This window comes from Halomonas sp. C22 (genome assembly GCF_007655045.1).
Lineage (GTDB): Bacteria > Pseudomonadota > Gammaproteobacteria > Pseudomonadales > Halomonadaceae > Vreelandella > Vreelandella hamiltonii.
The window spans coordinates 85731-102982 of record NZ_VBVC01000005.1 but is presented as its reverse complement, the minus strand read 5'-3'; the positions used below and the strand labels follow the sequence as shown (position 1 = coordinate 102982).

At 62.0% G+C, this 17252-nt stretch carries 18 protein-coding genes; 10 read left to right on the top strand and 8 right to left on the bottom strand.

Going from position 1 to position 17252, the window contains the following annotated elements:
• Nucleotides 1-64: 64 nt before the first annotated feature.
• From rlmH to FEU76_RS11505, 4 genes are all read right to left on the bottom strand, one after another.
• The gene (rlmH, locus tag FEU76_RS11520; RefSeq protein WP_144983136.1) at nucleotides 65-532 is read right to left on the bottom strand and encodes a 23S rRNA (pseudouridine(1915)-N(3))-methyltransferase RlmH; all 468 of its coding nucleotides are present in this window, start codon (nucleotides 530-532) and stop codon (nucleotides 65-67) included.
• A complete protein-coding gene (gene rsfS, locus FEU76_RS11515) occupies nucleotides 529-915 on the bottom strand; it encodes a ribosome silencing factor (RefSeq protein WP_039179760.1) in 387 nt (128 codons plus the stop codon). Before rsfS ends, rlmH begins: the two co-directional genes overlap by 4 nt.
• A gap of 107 nt (nucleotides 916-1022) precedes the next feature.
• Nucleotides 1023-1673: a nicotinate-nucleotide adenylyltransferase gene (gene nadD, locus FEU76_RS11510; protein WP_039179756.1), complete on the bottom strand. Its 651-nt coding sequence runs from the start codon at nucleotides 1671-1673 to the stop codon at nucleotides 1023-1025.
• On the bottom strand, nucleotides 1670-2977 hold the full coding sequence (locus FEU76_RS11505) for a glutamate-5-semialdehyde dehydrogenase (protein ID WP_096922822.1): 1308 nt from the start codon (nucleotides 2975-2977) through the stop codon (nucleotides 1670-1672). Before FEU76_RS11505 ends, nadD begins: the two co-directional genes overlap by 4 nt.
• 149 nt (nucleotides 2978-3126) lie before the next feature.
• On the opposite strand from FEU76_RS11505, the gene FEU76_RS11500 reads away from it, so the two are divergent.
• The 3 genes from FEU76_RS11500 to FEU76_RS11490 are packed head-to-tail and all read left to right on the top strand — an operon-like array spanning nucleotide 3127 to nucleotide 6320.
• The gene (locus FEU76_RS11500; protein ID WP_039179750.1) at nucleotides 3127-3981 is read left to right on the top strand and encodes a hypothetical protein; all 855 of its coding nucleotides are present in this window, start codon (nucleotides 3127-3129) and stop codon (nucleotides 3979-3981) included.
• Nucleotides 3978-4904 carry a diguanylate cyclase domain-containing protein gene (locus FEU76_RS11495; protein WP_039179747.1) on the top strand — a complete coding sequence of 309 codons (927 nt, stop codon included), beginning with the start codon at nucleotides 3978-3980 and terminating at the stop codon, nucleotides 4902-4904. Before FEU76_RS11500 ends, FEU76_RS11495 begins: the two co-directional genes overlap by 4 nt.
• A gap of 18 nt (nucleotides 4905-4922) precedes the next feature.
• Complete coding sequence (locus FEU76_RS11490; protein WP_039179744.1) at nucleotides 4923-6320, top strand: bifunctional DedA family/phosphatase PAP2 family protein; 1398 nt, start codon at nucleotides 4923-4925, stop codon at nucleotides 6318-6320.
• 37 nt (nucleotides 6321-6357) lie between these two features.
• On the opposite strand, the gene FEU76_RS11485 is transcribed toward FEU76_RS11490, so the two are convergent.
• From FEU76_RS11485 to mpl, 3 genes are all read right to left on the bottom strand, one after another.
• Nucleotides 6358-6978, bottom strand: a complete 621-nt coding sequence (locus FEU76_RS11485; RefSeq protein ID WP_039179741.1) for a LysE family translocator — start codon at nucleotides 6976-6978, stop codon at nucleotides 6358-6360.
• 84 nt (nucleotides 6979-7062) lie between these two features.
• Entirely contained in the window at nucleotides 7063-7677 is a 615-nt protein-coding gene (locus FEU76_RS11480) for a flavin prenyltransferase UbiX (RefSeq protein ID WP_039179736.1), read from the bottom strand.
• On the bottom strand, nucleotides 7670-9070 hold the full coding sequence (gene mpl / locus FEU76_RS11475; protein WP_039179733.1) for a UDP-N-acetylmuramate:L-alanyl-gamma-D-glutamyl-meso-diaminopimelate ligase: 1401 nt from the start codon (nucleotides 9068-9070) through the stop codon (nucleotides 7670-7672). Before mpl ends, FEU76_RS11480 begins: the two co-directional genes overlap by 8 nt.
• Nucleotides 9071-9289: 219 nt before the next feature.
• On the opposite strand from mpl, the gene FEU76_RS11470 reads away from it, so the two are divergent.
• Entirely contained in the window at nucleotides 9290-9679 is a 390-nt protein-coding gene (locus tag FEU76_RS11470) for a glutaredoxin family protein (protein WP_039179730.1), read from the top strand.
• A 36-nt stretch (nucleotides 9680-9715) separates the two neighbouring features.
• Here the strand turns inward: FEU76_RS11470 and FEU76_RS11465 are convergent, their stop codons facing one another.
• Nucleotides 9716-10231, bottom strand: a complete 516-nt coding sequence (locus FEU76_RS11465) for a hypothetical protein (RefSeq protein WP_039179729.1) — start codon at nucleotides 10229-10231, stop codon at nucleotides 9716-9718.
• A 266-nt stretch (nucleotides 10232-10497) separates the two neighbouring features.
• Here FEU76_RS11465 and FEU76_RS11460 point away from each other — a divergent pair, with 266 nt between their 5' ends.
• The 6 genes from FEU76_RS11460 (at nucleotide 10498) to FEU76_RS11435 (ending at nucleotide 17243) form a co-directional block, all read left to right on the top strand.
• Nucleotides 10498-12069, top strand: coding sequence for an ABC transporter substrate-binding protein (locus FEU76_RS11460; RefSeq protein ID WP_039179726.1), 1572 nt, complete (start codon nucleotides 10498-10500; stop codon nucleotides 12067-12069).
• A gap of 146 nt (nucleotides 12070-12215) precedes the next feature.
• Entirely contained in the window at nucleotides 12216-13265 is a 1050-nt protein-coding gene (locus FEU76_RS11455; protein WP_144983133.1) for an ABC transporter permease, read from the top strand.
• Nucleotides 13262-14206 carry an ABC transporter permease gene (locus FEU76_RS11450; RefSeq protein ID WP_144983130.1) on the top strand — a complete coding sequence of 315 codons (945 nt, stop codon included), beginning with the start codon at nucleotides 13262-13264 and terminating at the stop codon, nucleotides 14204-14206. The genes FEU76_RS11455 and FEU76_RS11450 overlap by 4 nt, the downstream gene beginning before the upstream one ends.
• Nucleotides 14207-14213: 7 nt before the next feature.
• Complete coding sequence (locus FEU76_RS11445; protein WP_081138905.1) at nucleotides 14214-15230, top strand: ABC transporter ATP-binding protein; 1017 nt, start codon at nucleotides 14214-14216, stop codon at nucleotides 15228-15230.
• Nucleotides 15227-16282, top strand: a complete 1056-nt coding sequence (locus FEU76_RS11440; protein ID WP_039179715.1) for an ABC transporter ATP-binding protein — start codon at nucleotides 15227-15229, stop codon at nucleotides 16280-16282. The genes FEU76_RS11445 and FEU76_RS11440 overlap by 4 nt, the downstream gene beginning before the upstream one ends.
• A 49-nt stretch (nucleotides 16283-16331) precedes the next feature.
• The gene (locus tag FEU76_RS11435; RefSeq protein ID WP_096922814.1) at nucleotides 16332-17243 is read left to right on the top strand and encodes a LysR family transcriptional regulator; all 912 of its coding nucleotides are present in this window, start codon (nucleotides 16332-16334) and stop codon (nucleotides 17241-17243) included.
• The last annotated feature ends 9 nt before the right edge of the window (nucleotides 17244-17252 follow it).

Genomic DNA, 17252 nt, shown 5'->3' with positions numbered 1-17252 from the left:
GCAACAGACAACTCTCAATCAAACGATGAACGCAACGGCCACAAGGGTCGACAACAGGTAACTTCTAACGGTGATAAGGGTGACCCACGAGCAGGGTCCATGCCCGATAGAGCTGTTCGGCGAGCATGATCCGCACCAGCGGGTGCGGCAGTGTCAGCGGCGACAGCGACCAGGCCTTGTCGGCCATGGCCGAGAGAGAAGGCTCCAGCCCATCGGGCCCGCCGACCAGCAGCACTACGTCCTGACCAGACATTCGCCAGGCATCGGCCTGCTGGGCAAGCTGCTCCGTGGTCCAGGGCTTGCCCTTGACTTCGAGAGCCACGACGATTTCATCGCCGCGCAGCTTGTCGCGGATCCGCTGGGCTTCTTGAGCTCGTGCTTTGGCGATGTCGGCATTCTTGCCACGCTGTCCCAGCGCGATCTCTTCGATTTCCAGGGCAAAATCACGCGGTAGCCGTTTGCGGTAGGTCTCCACGCCTTGTTCCACCCAGGCAGGCATTTTGGTTCCCACCGCCAACAGCCGAACCTTCATGACATGGAGGCTCGCTCTTCGACCTGACGCAGTGCATCGCCGATGGCGCCCGCATCGTTGGGCAGGTCTGCCCACAGACGCTCGAGGTCATACAGCGCGCGCGCTTCGGGAAGCATGATATGAACGACGATGTCACCCAGATCGACCAACACCCAATCCGCGTTCTCACCGCCTTCGACACCGCGAGGGTGCAGACCGGCAGCCTTGGCTTTCTCGACGAGATTCTGCGCCAGTGCTGCCACATGACGGGTAGACGTACCGCTGGCAATCAACATGAGGTCGGTGACCTCGGTCAATTTCGACACGTCCAACTGCGTAATATCACGAGCTTTAAGTTCTTCTAGCGCTTCGATGGCTAGGTTTTTCAATGTATCGATGTGCATGACTCCTGACGACAACCCCATTATTGACCTGACGATGATAGACGCCCGCCATTGGCAACGGGCGTTTGAGGCGGCCATTGTAACGGCTTCTTTCACGACTGCCAGCGCTATTCGCTGCTTTGATACCAGCCCTGTTGCAAAATGGCCGTTTCCACCGCGTGGGGCAGTAAATAGCGCACGCTTTCGCCTGCTTGCAGGCGCTGGCGAATGTAGGTCGCGGAGATGGCCATCAGGGAAGGCAACTCCAGCACCAACAGATGCCCTTGAGCCTGCTGCATCATCGTCTCGACGCTGTAGACTTCGCGATTGCCCACCAGTTCCTTCAGCGGTGCTGGCCAATCGTTGCTGTACCCGGGCCGAGCGATCACCACGACGTGCCCTAGCGCCCAAAGACGCTCGGCACGGTCCCACTGATGGAGCCGCAAAAAAGCATCCATGCCGATCACCATCACCAGTCGGGCCGAGGGGCCGTAGAGGTCGCGCAGCTCCGTCAGCGTATCCACACTATAAGAGGGGCCTGCTCGGCGTAGCTCACGGCCATCGGCCAGCAGGCCAGGGGTATCCGCGATGCCTGCTTCCAGCAGGGCCAAGCGCTGCTGCGGCGATACCTGCGGCACACCGCGCAGCGGTGGCTGCGGCGCAGGCACCATGTGCAGCACTTCCAGGCCCAGCGCGTCGCGCACTTCCAGGGCACTGCGTAGATGGCCGTTGTGCACCGGGTCGAAGGTGCCACCAAACATGCCGATACGCTGGCTCATTGGCGAACCTGGCCGTCTCCGAACACGATGTATTTCTGCGTGGTCAGGCCTTCCAGGCCGACTGGACCACGGGCGTGCAGCTTGTCGGTGGAAATACCGATCTCCGCCCCCAGGCCGTACTCGAACCCATCGGCAAAGCGCGTCGAGGCGTTGACGATCACCGAGCTGGAGTCCACTTCGGCCATGAAACGGCGCGCCAGCGTGTAATCCTGCGTGACGATGGCATCGGTGTGGTGGGAGCCGTATCGTTCGATGTGTTCGATTGCTTCGTCCACGCCATCTACCACCTTGATGGCCAGAACCGGGGCGAGGTACTCCGCGTGCCAGTCCTCCTCGGTTGCTGCCAGCGCCTGGGGCAATAGCGCCCGCGTCCGCTCGCAGCCGCGCAGCTCTACCTGGTGCTCGGCGTAGGCACGCGCCAGCTCCGGCAGCAGAAGATCGGCAACCGGGGCATCCACCAGCAGGGTTTCCATGGTGTTGCAGGTGCCGTAGCGGTGGGTCTTGGCGTTCAGTGCGATGGCCAGCGCCTTGGCAGGGTCGGCGGTGGTATCGATGTACACATGGCAAACGCCATCCAGGTGCTTGATCACCGGGACACGCGCTTCCCGCGAAATGCGCTCGATCAAGGACTTGCCGCCACGCGGGATGATCACATCGACATACTCGGGCATGCTGATCATCTCACCCACCGCGGCGCGATCCGTGGTAGCAACGACCTGAACGCTGCCCTCGGGCAGGCCCGCGTCTGCCAAGCCTGCCTGAATGCATCGGCTCAGGGCCGCATTGGATGCACTGGCTTCCGAGCCTCCACGCAATACACAGGCATTGCCGGACTTGAGACACAGGCTGGCGGCTTCCAGGGTGACGTTGGGGCGCGATTCGTAAATGATGCCGATCACCCCCAGCGGAACCCGCATCTTGCCGACCTGGATACCGCTGGGCCGGTAGCTCATGCCATCGATGGCACCGACCGGGTCCGGCAGCGCCGCCACTTGATGCAGCCCCTCGATCATGGCATCGATCCGCGCGTCATTGAGCGCCAGGCGATCCAGCAGCGCGCTGTCCAGGCCATTGTCCCGGCCCCGCTGCATGTCCTCCTGATTGGCCTTCATGATCTCGCCGCGCGACGCCTCAAGGCGCTTCGCCATGGCATACAGCGCCTGATTCTTGGCCTGGGTATCGGCACGGCGCAATACGCTGGCCGCCGCCCTGGCCCCCTGCCCCACGGCCACCATGTAACGAGCCACATCGCCGGCCGCCAGATGGTGTTGGGCGTCTTGTTGGAATGCGTCAGCGCTGCGCATGGGATCTCCCTGTGTAAGCAATACTGAAAGTAGGTAGGCTTATATTACGCCATGAGGGCATTATACTGAGGGATTGACAGGTTCGAGCCAAGCAATGCGTTATGCTACGGCCGAGTAACCCTCGTTTATCAGCCAGATAGTAAGCCACCATGCAAAGCAAATACAAAATCAGCCCGCTGAGGGCGACGTTGTTCGCTGCCGCCGTCGCGCTGGCCTTCTGGACACCCACCGCGCCGCTGGCAGCCGCCATTGCGCTATGGCTGGCCGTGGCCTGGCTGTTCATTACGGCGCTACTGCTCGACTTCAGCCATCGACGCTCGCGAGGGCTGCCTTGGCAGTTGCTGGCCGGTACGCTCCTGCTGTCGCTGATTGCCGTTGCCCCTGAGCGTCACCTGTTGCTGATATGGGCCTGGGGCGCAGTGTTCATGCTGCCACAACCCCGCTGGGTGGCCACCTTCAATGTCTGCGCTGCCCTGCTGGCCTGCCTGATCATCCAGCCACTGCTCACCCTGCCAGAGTGGTGCCTGCTGGTGGCATCCTTGGGGACGCTGTGCCTGCTGGCCATGGCACGGACTTACCTGCTGGTGCACTTGAGCGGCACCATGCGCCAGCGCCTGCGGCTGATTCCGGGGCTCAACCTATGGGCAGGGGAGCAACTGCTGCGTGATTTGACCAAGGAGCAGACACGCTCCGAACGAGAAGCCATTCACGCCGAAGTGCTGGTCATTCATCTCCGGCTCCACCAGCTCTGGCCGGCGGCTCACAAGCTGTGCAGCCTGGTTTACAGTTTCGAAAACGTTTATCGCCTCAATGCCACGACCCTGGCCACGCTGATGCTTTCCAAGACGCCCCGTGAAGCCGAACATCGTCGTCATTTGCTGTGTGCCGCGCTGCCCGAACACGCCGTTTGCCAGCCCATACCCTTGATGGAGCTGGAGCTGGAAGCGCTCACCCTGGAGGCCCTTGCCCAGATGGGCAAACAGCGGCCGAGCGACATCACATGACCACCAGCCAGCCCCCCAAACGGCTGATGGGCCTGGCCTACGGCGCGGGCCTGATCATCATCTGTGCTTACACCGCCTGGCTTTATGCCATCGGCAGCTACCGAGAGCTTCTGGTACCGCTGTTCATGACGACCCTGCTGCTGGCCAGCCTGATGATGCACCTGGGCCAGGGGGTCAAATCGTGCCTGCCGCGCCTTTTGCTGCTGGGCAGCCTGTTTCTGGTCGTCGTGCACGCGGTGCTCACCCATGCCAACCTGTCACTGCATTGGCTGGGGCTGCCGTTGGCCGCCGCGTTCATACTGCTGCCGCTGTGGGGAGCCCTGGCTATCAACCTGATGGCCATGGTCGTGATAGGCTGGCAACTGCCCGCACTGCAGGGAGAAACTGCGCTGGGGTTCGCCGCACTGACCCTGCTGCTGGCGCTTCCCCCGTGGGAGCACGCCCGGCGCAAGGCGCTGTTGAGGGCAACCGACCCCAACGACAACGATTGCGATGCGTACCATATCGATACGCTGAAGGAGCGCCTCAGGAATGAGTTTCAGCGCGCCGCTATGCTCAACAAGCGGCTGGCCGTGCTGGTGCTGCACTTGCCGCAGCTGGACATGGCAGAGGAGCAGTTTGGCCAGCGCGCCAAGACCGCGCTGCTGGGCGCGTTGTGCAGCGAGGTCAATAGCCGCTGCCGTGATCACGACATTCTGGGCCGTGCGGGCAGTGCGACCTTCTGGCTGGTCTTGCCCGATACCAGTGAAAGCGGCGCGCTACTCGTGAAAGAGCGCCTTCAGCGCGCCCTGTCACGGCGCGTATTGGTAGAAACAGGCCAGTTGGAAGCACGGCTCGCCACTTGCCTGCCCATGCGCAAGGAGAGCTTCGAGCGCTACTTGCAGCGTCTGGAAGCACGCGCAGAATCCATTACCCATTTATAACCGCAGACGGAGTCACTCTTGGCGATTGTCGATACCCTGCTCTCTCTTACTCTTTCCCCTCCTTTGCTGCTGCTTCTGGTGTTGGGTATCGCCCTGGTCGAGTCGCTGGCACTCATTGGCCTGCTGGTCCCCGGGGTCGTATTGATGACTGCGGCTGCCACCTTGGCGGGCCACCAAGGGCTCGACCTGCCCTGGCTGATTGGCGCGGCGTTCATTGGCGCGATCATCGGCGACAGCGTCAGTTACTATCTCGGCTATCGGCATCGTGAGGCGGTGTTGTCCCGCTGGCCGCTGTCGCTTCACCCCGAGTGGGTGGGTCGTGGGGCACGCTTTTTCGAACGTTATGGGGTCTACTCGGTCTTCATTGGCCGCTTCGTCGGGCCTGTCCGCCCGGTGATCCCGCTGGTGGCCGGCATGATGCAAATGCCGGCACGCACCTTCGCCTGGGCAAACATTACCTCGGCAGCGCTCTGGGCTCCCGCCTATGTACTGCCTGGCTATCTGGTCGGCCATACCTGGCAGCAGCGGCTGAATCTGCCCACGAACGTGGAAATGGCCGTCATCCTGATTGCCGCCACGGTGGTGGTATTGGCCGTGGTGTTTTCATGGGGGCGCGCCCAGGTGGACCGCCAGGGGCGCGTCTATTTTGCGCTGGCACGCATCGTGCGGCGCATTCCGATCATGCGTCGCCCCTGGTTGGCCATGAGCCGTTCGGGGGAAGTGCCGCTGGGTTCCCTGCTGCTGCTCATTACCGCGATCACCGGAGCCTCTGCCTGGACGCTGTACGTGATGCACCATGTGACGCCGTTGACGGTCGATCTGGAAGCCCAGCGGCTATTCGACTGGCTCGACTCCCCCTGGCTTGCCCACGCCAGCCTGCTATTGGCCATGATCGGTGACAAGGCGGGCATCGTGGCCCTGGTCAGCCCGTGGGCGTGCTGGCTGCTGGTGGTCAAACGCTTCGATGCGCTGCTGCATGGGGCTCTGGCCCTTGGCGGCATTGCCCTGATCAACACCGCGGGCAAGGCACTGTTCGCCCGGGCACGCCCCACCACCCCGGACCACCTGACCGGCTCATACGCCTACCCCAGCGCGCACACCTCTACCTGGGTGGTGATGATCGGGCTGGCGGCCGCCGTGATGGCCGCGCGGCTGCCTCGCCAGCGGCGTGCCTGGGTCTACTGGATGGCCATTGTCGTCACGCTGCCGATGGCGCTCTCGCGCTTGGCTCTGGGCGTGCACTGGCTGAGTGATCTGGTGGGAGGCGCGCTCATGGGGCTGGTGGTCTGCGCTCTGGTTCAGCTCAACTGGCAGCGGCGCTATCGCACGCCGCTGCCACCCATCCCCTGGGTGACGCTCACAGGAGCATCGCTGCTGCTGGTGAGCGCGAGAATGCTTTTGTTCGGACCGATTTGAGGGCGCGGCAAAGTGTGGCCGGCACGGGCTGGCGTGATCAGCCCAACGCCAGCCACGCGCCCACGCCAAACATCAGCGTCCCGGCAATCCGGTTCAGCAGGCGTACGTTACCGCTTTTACCCAGCACGCGACGTAGCGTCTTGCCTCCCGTGGCATACACCAGCATGCTGCCGAACTCGATGACCAGAATCAGGGCAATCAACAGGCTGAGCTGGGGGGCCAGCGGGCGGCTGCTGTCCAGAAACGGCGGCAGCAGCACCATGAAGAATGCCCAGCCCTTGGGATTGGCCACTGCGGTCACCAGCCCCTGCATGGCCAACTGCCAGCGGCCTGCAGGCGGCCCTGTGTCCAGCTCGCTGGGAATGGCCATGCGCCCCCGCGAGCGCCACATCATCACCCCCAGATACGCCAGGTAAGCCCCACCGATCCACTTGAACGCAGTGAACAGCTCAGGCTGGCGCAACATCAACGCGGCCACCCCTGCCCCTGCCGCCGCGGCCACCAGCCCCACGCCAATCAACTCACCGATCATCATCCAGAGCGTACGCTTCACCCCCTGGGTCATCCCCAGCACCATGGCCAGCGTCATGCACATGCCGGGAGTCAGCGATACGAACAGAAAGGTTGGCACGAAGACCGATAGAGTAGCCCAGGACATGGTGACGCTTCCTTGTGATGAACGGTGACGAAAGTCAGTGAGATGGCGAATCGCAAACACAAAAGGGCGGTGGCACCGCCGGGATTACCCTTCGCCCCAGCGTGGCATCAGGCGGTGCTCGATGCCCAGCTGGTTGAGAATCCGCGCGACGATGAAATCGATCAGATCCTCCATGGACTGGGGGCGATGATAGAACCCGGGTGCGGCAGGCAGGATCACCACGCCCAGGCGACTCAAGGTCAGCATGTGTTCCAGATGAATGGGGGAAAAAGGGCTCTCCCGGGGCACCATGACCAGCGTGCGCCGCTCCTTGATCGCCACATCGGCGGCACGCTCGATCAGGTTGTTGCTGGCCCCAGTGGCCACCGCAGAGAGGGTGCCGGTGGAACACGGGCAGATCACCATGGCGGAAGGCGCGCCGGAGCCCGAGGCCACGGGAGCCATCCAGTCTTCACGCCCAAAGCAGCGAATTTGCCCGGGCTTGGCACCGCTTTGCGCCACCAAGGCCTCTTCCAGTCGCTGAGGCTGAGCAGGCAGCGATACATCCGTTTCCGTGGCAATCACCATATGGGCCGCCTTGGAAATCATCACCCACACTTCATGGCCCGCCTCGACCAGCACGTCGATCAAGCGCAGACCATACTGCGCCCCCGAAGCGCCCGTCAGCGCCACCGTCACAGGGGGTTTGAACTCATTCATCGGATACTCCCGTGTCAGGGTTTGCCACTGCCAACGCCGCCAACAGGCGCTCGTGAACGCCATCGAAACCACCGTTGGACATCACCACGATACGGTCGAGCGGTGACGCCTGGGTGACCACTGCCTGTACCAATGCATCGATATCCCGATACAGCGACGCCCGCGACCCTTGCGCCTCTACCAGAGAGTCCATCGACCACTCCACGCCAGCAGGCTGGAACCAGAAGCTGTGATCCGCGTCGGCAACGCTGTCGTTCAGACGTTCACGCAGCGCACCCAGCCGCATGGTGTTGGAGCGCGGCTCGATCACGGCCAGCAGCCGCCCCCGCGGTGTGGCGGCACGCAAGCCCTGCAGCGTGGCGGCAATGGCCGTAGGATGGTGGGCAAAGTCGTCGATCACCTGAATGCCGTTGACCTCGCCACGCACCTCCTGACGACGACGGGGTGTCTGGAAGCGTGCCAGCGCCGCGCAGGCACGCGGCAGGCTCACCCCGCACAGTCGCGCAGCCGCCAGAGCGGCCAAAGCGTTGCGGGCGTTGTGCTCCCCCGTGAGCGACCATTCCACCACGCCATCCTCCTCCTCTTGCCCGCCGCTATACAGCACCTGAAAGCGGCTGGCGTCGGCATGCTCCAGGCGCAGCTGCCACTGGCTGCCGGCCTCGCTGCCAAAGCGTGTGACCGGGCTCCAGCTGCCCATGGCCAGCACACGATCCAACGCGGGCTGCTGGTCAGCCACCAGCAGGTGCCCCTGGCCTGGCACGGTACGCACCAGGTGGTGGAACTGGCGTTCGATGGCGGCCAGATCGGGAAAGATATCGGCGTGGTCGAATTCGAGGTTGTTCATCACGGCAATCGTCGGGCGGTAGTGCACGAACTTGGAGCGCTTGTCGAAAAAGGCGGTATCGTACTCGTCCGCCTCGACCACGAACGGTGCCGCCGCGCCCCCAAGCCTGGCCGAGACGCCAAAGTTGCGTGGCACACCGCCAATCAGAAAGCCGGGCTCCAGGCCAGCGCTCTCCAGCAGCCAGGCCAACAGGCTGGCCGTGGTGGTCTTGCCGTGGGTGCCCGCCACCGCAATGACCCGGCGGCCCGGCAGCACGTACTCCGCCAGCCACTGGGCACCCGAGGTGTACCGCAGGCCGCTATCGAGCAGCGCCTCGACTTCCGGGTTACCGCGCGAGAGAGCGTTGCCCACCACCACCAGGTCCAACGGGCCCTGCAGATTGTCGGCGCGATACCCCTCCATCAGCGTGATGCCCGCCTCGGCGAGCTGAGTGCTCATGGGCGGATACACGTTCGCATCCGACCCACTCACCTCGTGCCCCAACTCTCGGGCCAGCAGCGCAAGACTGCCCATAAAGGTGCCGCAGATACCAATCACATGTAAACGCATGGGCGAGCGCTCCTTCCATGACCCTGACAACGGACTGAAATATCAGCCTAAATGCATACATTGGGGGAAAGATTATCATGCCCGGGACGCCAGCTCATCTGGTTCCCTTCGTGATGCCTCGTCACAGGGCAGGAAAGTGACAATGGGTGGCTTTTGATGCAGGATGCGGCACCTATCGACCTAAACCACCCCGCTGCGCTGGCGAGAGGAGCTTTTATCATGCGCATTATCGTTCGTTACTTTTTCCGTGGCCTTCGCGTGCTGCTGGCCCCGGTGATGCTAGTGTCGGAAAAACTCTCCACGCCGCGCTCGGTGGAGCGCAGCGCCGAGGAGCAGGCTGAGGTCGACGCGGCCTGTGAGGCATTGGCGCTGTATCAGTTTCGTACCTGCCCTTTCTGCATCAAGGTACGCAAGGAGATGGCGCGGCTTGGTTTGAAGATCGAACTGCGCGATGCCCAGTTGGATCCAGACCACAAGCAGGCCCTGCTGGAAGGCGGCGGCAAGGTCAAAGTGCCCTGCCTGCGCATCGCCCATGAAGACGGTCGTGAAGAGTGGCTCTATGAGTCCGATGAGATCAATCGCTGGCTGCATCAGCGCTTTGGGGCCTGATTGGGGGCCTGATTGGATGCCTTAGCACCTGCCACCTCAGAATTCGACCTTGCGCGCCGTGACATCGAATTCGATAGCCAGGCTGACTCCCTCTTCCGCAAGAGGGTCAGCCTCCGGGCTATGCTGTAGCGCCAGCAGCCCCTCGAGGGTGCCCTGAAGATGTAACCGGCTGCCTTCGCGCTCCACCCGAGCAAGCACCACGGTCAGCTCGTCGTCGGTGGCCGTGTAGTACGGCGGGTGAACGGCATCACCGATCAGGTGCAGCACTCGGGCATCGGTGAGCCGCTCGTCGGCCAGCACCAACTGAATGACCAGCGCGTCTCGGGCCGCCCATTTCTCCGGGTCCCGGTAGCCGGTCATCTCCACCACCCAACGGTCTCCCTCTTCGATGAACGTGGCGCCGGGCTCGCTGCTTGGATCGAGGACGAACCACTGCTGATTCTCATCATCCAGCGTCCCCGTGATCTCGGCCGCAGAGTCACTGGCGCCCGCCCAGCCTGTGGTGGCCAGCAAAACAGCCAGCAGTAACGGTTTAACGCCTTGTATTTTCATTACCTTTCCTTGTTGCCTAGCTACTGAGCACGATTGGACGGCTCCGATATTGCGACTTTAGTCTAATTTGAAGACCTATGGTTGCCCCGCCAGCCCTGATCATTCAGTAGATGAATGAGGCCTGTCATTATTTCGATTGTGTGTCACAACCACCTGTCTCTATGTTGTCAGGATAGCTTACGGGCTGACCGTGTCTGTTTTGTTGATGGGTAAGCACTAGCCCCCTCCAGCAGAACGAACAATAAACAATACACATGGGAACGATCATGACGCTGAAAAAGACACTACTGGCCACTGTCGTGGGTGCTGCCATGGCAGGCACCGCACTACTGCCGCTGACTGCCAGCGCAGAAACCCTGCGCATCGGTTACTCGGCCGACCCTGAAACCCTCGACCTGCACGAACAGCTTTCCGGCGGTGTCCTGCGCTTCTCGCATCTGGCCTTCGACCCCCTGGTGCGTTGGACCAAGGACTTCCAGTTCGAACCGCGTCTGGCCACCGAGTGGGAACAGGTAGACGACACCCATGTACGCATGACCCTGCGTGAAGGCGTTACCTTCCATTCCGGTAACCCGTTCACTGCCAAGGACGTGGTCTGGACCATCGAGCGCTTGAAAGAGAGCCCGGATTATCGCGCCATTTTCGAGCCGATCGCCAGCGCCGAAGCGGTCGATGACTACACCATCGAAATCACCACCACCGAGCCTTACCCGCTGCTGTTGAACCTGGCCACCTACATCTTCCCCATGGACAGCGAGTTCTACACGGGCGAGACCGACGACGGCAACGACAAGGCGGAAATCGTCAAGGCAGGCAACTCGTTTGCATCGCGTAACGTTTCCGGCACCGGGCCCTTCGTGGTCACCGACCGTCGCCAGGGCGTTCGCGTCGACTTCGAACGCTTTGAAGACTACTGGGACACCGAAAGCGAAGGTAACGTGACCAGCATCGTGCTGACGCCGATTGCCGAAAACGCCTCCCGCGTAGCGGCCCTGCTGTCCGGTGGCGTCGACTTCATCGATGCCGTACCGCCCAACGACCTGGACCGTGTGCGCGATGCACAAGGCGCCAATCTGGTTGAAATCCCCGGCACGCGTATCATCGGCTTCCAGCTGAACGAAGAGCGTGTCGAGGCTTTCCAGGATGCACGCGTGCGTCAGGCTGTCGACCTGGCCATCAACCAGGAAGGCATCGCCGACCGCCTGATGCGTGGCTTTGCAACGCCCGCGGGCCAGTTCTCACCGGAAGGCTACTCCGGCCACAACCCGGACCTGGTGCCTCGCTACGATCTGGAGCGTGCCCAGGAGCTGATGGCGGAAGCGGGCTACGAAGAGGGCTTCAGCGTCGACATGATCGCCCCGAACAACCGCTACGTGAACGATGCGCAGATTGCCCAGGCCGTGGCCAACATGCTGGCGCGTATCAACATCAACGTTAACCTGCGCACCATGCCGCTGGCCCAGTACTGGCCTGAGTACGACACGCGTCAATCCGACATTGCCATGATCGGCTGGCACTCGGACACCGAAGACACCGCCAACTTCTTCCAGTACCTGTCGTTCTGCATCGACACCGAGAGCGGTGCCGGTCAGTACAACTACGGCAGCTACTGCAACGAGGAAATCGATGCGCTGGTAACCCAGGCCGACAGCGAGACCGACCTGGAAAAACGTGGTGAAATGCTGCGTGAAGCCGAAGCCATGCTGTACGAAGACGTTGGTTTCATCATGCTGCATTGGCAGAACCTGGCCTATGCCGCCGCTGACGGCGTCGACATCGAGCCGGTGGTCAACGCCACCGACTTCCCCTACCTGGGCGATCTGGTGATTACGCGCTAATCCCTACCTAACGACATAACCCACGCAAGGATGCTTCGCTCTCCAGGATTCTGGAGGGCGAAGCGTCGTGCATGGCGCGACCCACCGGGCAGCGCCATGCCTTGCCCTGATGTTTAGTGAAACTTTCCACACAGGTGGCGTACGCCATGATTGCTTTTCTAATCAAGCGGCTGATGCACGCAATATTGGTGATGTTTGTCATCAGTGTACTGGCCTTCGCCATCCAGGATAACCTGGGTGACCCTGTACAGCAGATGGTCGGACAGTCGGTCCCCGAAAGTGAACGTGAAGCCATTCGCGAACGGCTGGGGCTCAACGACCCCTTCCTGGTGCAATACGCACGCTTCGCCAAGAACGCCGTTCAGGGCGATTTTGGCTACTCCTATTTCTACCGTGAACCGGCGCTGGAGGTGATTGCTCGCCACTTGCCTGCCACCCTCGAGCTGGTGTTCGCGGCTACGCTGATCATCGTATTGTTCTCTGTTCCCATCGGGGTATACAGCGCCATCAAACCGCGCTCCCCCGTGTCACGCTTTTTCATGGGGGCCTCGATCATCGGCATTTCGATACCGGTGTTCTTGACCGCCATCGTGTTGATCCAGATTTTCTCCATCGGCATGACCGTCTCGCTGTTCCCGGAGGGCACCGCCTGGGGCGCCTGGCTGAACGGTGCGCTCTCCACTCAGGGCAACATGCCCTCTTTTGGCCGGGGTTACGATCTGGTTCATGTGGTCGGCCACTGGGAAACCAATCTGGTCACCTGGGATGGCATCAAGCACCTGGTGCTGCCTGCGGTCTCGCTGGCCTCCATCATGCTGCCGCTGTTCATCCGCCTGATCCGCGCCGAAATGATGGAAGTACTGCAATCGGAGTACGTGAAGTATGCCCGCGCCAAGGGTATTTCCATGCGCCGGGTCTACTTCGTGCATGCGCTGAAAAACACCATGCTCCCGGTAATTACCGTGGGGGGCGTTCAGATCGGTACCATGGTGGCTTATACCATTCTGACCGAAACCGTGTTCCAGTGGCCGGGCATGGGGCTGATGTTCCTTGACGCCATCAACCATGCCGACATTCCGCTCATTGTGACCTACCTGATGATTGTCGGCGTCATTTTCGTGGTTACGAACACCATCGTGGACCTGATCTACGGCTTCGTGAACCCCACTGTAAAACTGACTGGTAAGCCCGCATGACAACGTCCACAACTTCCACTGCACCAAGCCGCTGGGAGCGCCTGCGCGACTCCTTTTTGTGGTACAGCTTCAAACGTGACCGTACGGCGCAACTGTGTTTGGCGGTCTTTATCTGCTTAGTCATTGCGGCATTTTCGGCGCCGCTATTAGCGCCGACCGACCCTTATGACCTGGCTCAAATCGACATTCTCGCCTCCGAGCTGCCGCCTTTCTGGATTGATGGCGCCGACGAGATGTATACGCTCGGCACCGACGCCCAAGGGCGTGATCTGCTGTCGATCATTCTCTACGGCACGCGGGTATCGCTGCTGATCGGCTTTGGCGCGGTGGCACTGCAAGCCCTGCTGGGCGTGACCTTTGGCCTGATGGCCGGTTATCTGGGCGGGCGAGTCGATGCCTTCCTGATGCGCCTGGCGGACATTCAGCTGTCGTTCTCGACGCTGATGGTGGCCATCGTGGTCGGTGCCGTGGTGAAGGCCACTATGGGCAGCGCGTTCTACAGCCAATACGCCGTTTTGATGCTGATATTGATTATCGGCCTTGCTGAATGGCCGCAGTATGCGCGTACCGTGCGCGCATCGGTGCTGGCAGAGAAGAACAAGGAGTACGTGGACGCCGCCCGCGTCATGGGGCTGCGCAGCCGACGCATCATGTTCCGTCATGTGCTGCCCAATACGCTGTCGCCGATCTTCGTCATCTCTACCGTTCAGATCGCCAACGCGATCATCTCCGAAGCGGCGCTGTCGTTTCTGGGGCTGGGCATGCCGGAAACGCACCCGTCACTGGGTTCGTTGATCAAGGCGGGCTTCGACTACATTCAATCCGGCTCCTGGTGGATCACCATGATTCCCGGCGCGGTACTGGTGGTGCTGGTGCTGTCGATCAATCTGCTGGGCGACTGGCTGCGCGATGTCATGAACCCACGACTGTATAAAGGCTGAAGACACCATGGCACTTCTTGAAGTCTCACAACTGGATGTTCGCTTTGCCCTGCGTCAGGGTGAGGTCCGCGCCTTACGGGATGTCAACTTCACCCTGGAGCGTGGCGAACGGCTGGGCATCGTCGGTGAGTCCGGCGCGGGCAAGTCGGTGGCGGCCTTTTCACTGCTCAACCTGATTTCACGGCCCGGATTCATTGCCGGTGGCAGCATCACCTTCGAGGGTAAAACCCTCAACACCATGTCCGAGCGGGGCCTGCGCAAGGTGCGCGGCAATCGTATCTCGATGATCTTCCAGGACCCGATGATGACCCTCAACCCGGTGCTCTCGATCGGTGAGCAGATGGTCGAGTGTCTGAAAGCGCACCGCAGAATCTCCACCCGAGAGGCCCGTGCCATTGCTCTGGACAAGCTCAAGCAGGTGCAGATCCCGTCGCCGGAAAAGCGCCTGGACCAATACCCCCACGAGCTTTCCGGCGGCATGCGCCAGCGTATCATCATCGCCATTGCGCTCCTGCTGGACCCCGACATCATCATTGCCGATGAGCCGACCACGGCGCTGGACGTCACCATCCAGGCGGAAATCATGGCGCTGCTGCTGGAGCTTTGCGAGCAGCACAACGTGGGCCTGATCCTGATCACCCACGACCTGGGCGTGGTCAGCCAGGTCACCCAGCGCATGCTGGTCATGTACGCAGGCCGCGTGATCGAGCAGGGGCCGACTCGTGAAATCATCAATGACCCCCAGCACCCCTACACCCAGGGGCTGATCAACGCCCTGCCCCAGATGGCCACCCCCGGCGAAAAACTGAATCAGATTCGGGGCAGCATGCCGTCGCTTTCCAACTTGCCCACCGGCTGCGCGTTTCATCCCCGCTGCGACTTTATCCTGCGCAGCGACGGTCAGCCGCGCCCGGCGTGTACTCAGCAGGTGCCCACGTTCGTGGAGTCAGGCAACTGCCGCGTTGCCTGCCATATGGTGGCTGAAATGCTCGAAGATCGCCGCCTGAAGGAGGAGAGCCTATGAACGCCCAGGCCGACACACGCCCAACGACCGCGCAAGCGCCAGCCAGCGAGACGCTGCTGGAAATACGCGACCTGAAAAAGCGCTTTTCGCTATCGGGCGACTTTCTCGAGCAGCTGCGCTTCAAGGGCGGCAAGCTGGTTCGTCATCAGGAGTACGTGCACGCCATCAACGGGGTCAACCTGGAGATCAAGCGTGGCGAAGCGCTCTGCGTGGTCGGCGAATCCGGCTGCGGAAAATCCACCGTAGCACGCACGGTGATGGGGCTGATTACCCCCTCCGAAGGCGAAATTCGTTACGGCGGCGAGCGCATCGACCACCTCTCCACGCGTCAACTGCTGCCTTATCGCAAGCGCATGCAGATGATTTTCCAGAACCCCTACGCGTCGCTGAACCCGCGCATGACGATCCAGCAGACGCTGGAAGAGCCACTGCGCCTGCACCACCCAAACTGGAATCGTCAGCAGATTCTCGACAAGGTGGAAGAAGTGATGCGCTCGGTGGGCATCGACCCGGACTGGGGCAAGCGCTTTGGCCATGAGTTCTCCGGCGGCCAACGCCAGCGCATTGCCATTGCCAGGGCGCTGGCCGTGGACCCGGAATTCATCGTGGCCGACGAGCCCATCTCGGCTCTGGACGTGTCGATCCAGGCCCAGGTGCTGAACCTGCTGATGGATGCCCAGCGTGACCGCCACCTCACCTACCTGTTCATCACCCACGACCTGGCCGTGGTCGAGCACTTCGGCACGCGCGTGGCGGTGATGTACCTGGGCACGGTGTGTGAAGTCGCCACCACGGCCACGCTGTTTGCCAAGCCGCGCCATCCCTATACGCAGGCGCTGCTGTCGGCCATTCCTCGGCTGGAAGATGACCGACCCCAGCACATTCGCCTCTCAGGTGAAGTGCCTACGCCGGTCAATCTGCCTAGCGGCTGTGTCTTTCATGGCCGCTGCCCACATGCCAACGCCCGCTGCAAGCAGGAGATCCCGGCATTGCAAACACAGGATGACGGCACTCGCGTGGCGTGCCACGCTGTCGAGGAGGGGCGCTTGTAATGGCCCGCTTCATTCAGGCCTCACGCGAGGCCGTCTTGCGAGGTAAGGCATGGAAATTCGCTGGCTAGAAGACTTCATTGCCCTGGCCAGAACGCGACACTTCTCCCGCGCTGCCGACGAGCAGCACGTGACACAGCCTACTTTTTCACGGCGCATCAAGCTGCTGGAAGAGGAAATGGGCGTGACGTTGATCAACCGACAGACCCTGCCGCTGTCGTTGACCCCAGCGGGGGAAGAGTTCCTGACACTCTGCGAACAGGTCACCGAGCGCGTGCGCCTCACCAGAGAGCGCGTACGGGCGATCAGCGCTGGCCAGCAGCGCCGCATCATGGTGGCTGCCCCGCAAAGCCTGCTGGCGCACTTTTTGCCCGAATGGCTGACCCAACTGGGTTGGCAAGACCGTGTGCAGCCCTACTTGCGCGCCACGGGCTGGGTAGCCAGCGACTATTTTCAGGCGCTGGCCAGGGCCGAGTGCGACCTGGCCATCTGCTACTGGCCCGTGGGCCGCTGCGATCTGGACATCGACACCAGCAGCAGCACCTATCGCGTCATTGGCCAGGAGCGGCTGATACCCGTGACGGGCCTGGCCAGCGATGGATCCCCCTGCACGCAGCTACCCGGCACGCGCCAGCAGCCGGTGCCCTGGCTTGCCTACCCCAAACGCGGGCTGTTGGGGTCGGCGGTCAAGGCACACCTTGCCCGCCTTCCCCATACGACCTACCTGACCGCGCAGAGCGAGAACCTCTACGCCGCAGGCATCAAGGAACTGGTACTGTTGGGCTACGGCATGAGTTGGCTACCCGAACGCAACGTGGCCAGCGAACTGGCCAGCGGCCAACTGGTGCGCGCAGGCGACAGCCGCTGGGACGTGCCCATGGAGTTGAGGCTCTACCGTCACCACCAACACCACCACGCAGAGCTGGACAGCTTATGGAGCGAGCTCCCTCCCCTACGACCCTGAAGGAAACCC

Bases quoted from the DNA above. Each gene is read 5' to 3' on its own strand.
- FEU76_RS11480 (WP_039179736.1), bottom strand. From the start codon at position 7,677: ATGAATGAGTTCAAACCCCCTGTGACGGTGGCGCTGACGGGCGCTTCG.
- FEU76_RS11450 (WP_144983130.1), top strand. From the start codon at position 13,262: ATGACAACGTCCACAACTTCCACTGCACCAAGCCGCTGGGAGCGCCTG.
- FEU76_RS11485 (WP_039179741.1), bottom strand. From the start codon at position 6,978: ATGTCCTGGGCTACTCTATCGGTCTTCGTGCCAACCTTTCTGTTCGTA.
- FEU76_RS11445 (WP_081138905.1), top strand. From the start codon at position 14,214: ATGGCACTTCTTGAAGTCTCACAACTGGATGTTCGCTTTGCCCTGCGT.
- FEU76_RS11455 (WP_144983133.1), top strand. From the start codon at position 12,216: ATGATTGCTTTTCTAATCAAGCGGCTGATGCACGCAATATTGGTGATG.
- FEU76_RS11495 (WP_039179747.1), top strand. From the start codon at position 3,978: ATGACCACCAGCCAGCCCCCCAAACGGCTGATGGGCCTGGCCTACGGC.
- nadD (WP_039179756.1), bottom strand. From the start codon at position 1,673: ATGAGCCAGCGTATCGGCATGTTTGGTGGCACCTTCGACCCGGTGCAC.
- FEU76_RS11470 (WP_039179730.1), top strand. From the start codon at position 9,290: ATGCGCATTATCGTTCGTTACTTTTTCCGTGGCCTTCGCGTGCTGCTG.
- FEU76_RS11505 (WP_096922822.1), bottom strand. From the start codon at position 2,977: ATGCGCAGCGCTGACGCATTCCAACAAGACGCCCAACACCATCTGGCG.
- FEU76_RS11500 (WP_039179750.1), top strand. From the start codon at position 3,127: ATGCAAAGCAAATACAAAATCAGCCCGCTGAGGGCGACGTTGTTCGCT.
- FEU76_RS11435 (WP_096922814.1), top strand. From the start codon at position 16,332: ATGGAAATTCGCTGGCTAGAAGACTTCATTGCCCTGGCCAGAACGCGA.
- FEU76_RS11460 (WP_039179726.1), top strand. From the start codon at position 10,498: ATGACGCTGAAAAAGACACTACTGGCCACTGTCGTGGGTGCTGCCATG.
- FEU76_RS11465 (WP_039179729.1), bottom strand. From the start codon at position 10,231: ATGAAAATACAAGGCGTTAAACCGTTACTGCTGGCTGTTTTGCTGGCC.
- FEU76_RS11440 (WP_039179715.1), top strand. From the start codon at position 15,227: ATGAACGCCCAGGCCGACACACGCCCAACGACCGCGCAAGCGCCAGCC.
- rsfS (WP_039179760.1), bottom strand. From the start codon at position 915: ATGCACATCGATACATTGAAAAACCTAGCCATCGAAGCGCTAGAAGAA.
- mpl (WP_039179733.1), bottom strand. From the start codon at position 9,070: ATGCGTTTACATGTGATTGGTATCTGCGGCACCTTTATGGGCAGTCTT.
- rlmH (WP_144983136.1), bottom strand. From the start codon at position 532: ATGAAGGTTCGGCTGTTGGCGGTGGGAACCAAAATGCCTGCCTGGGTG.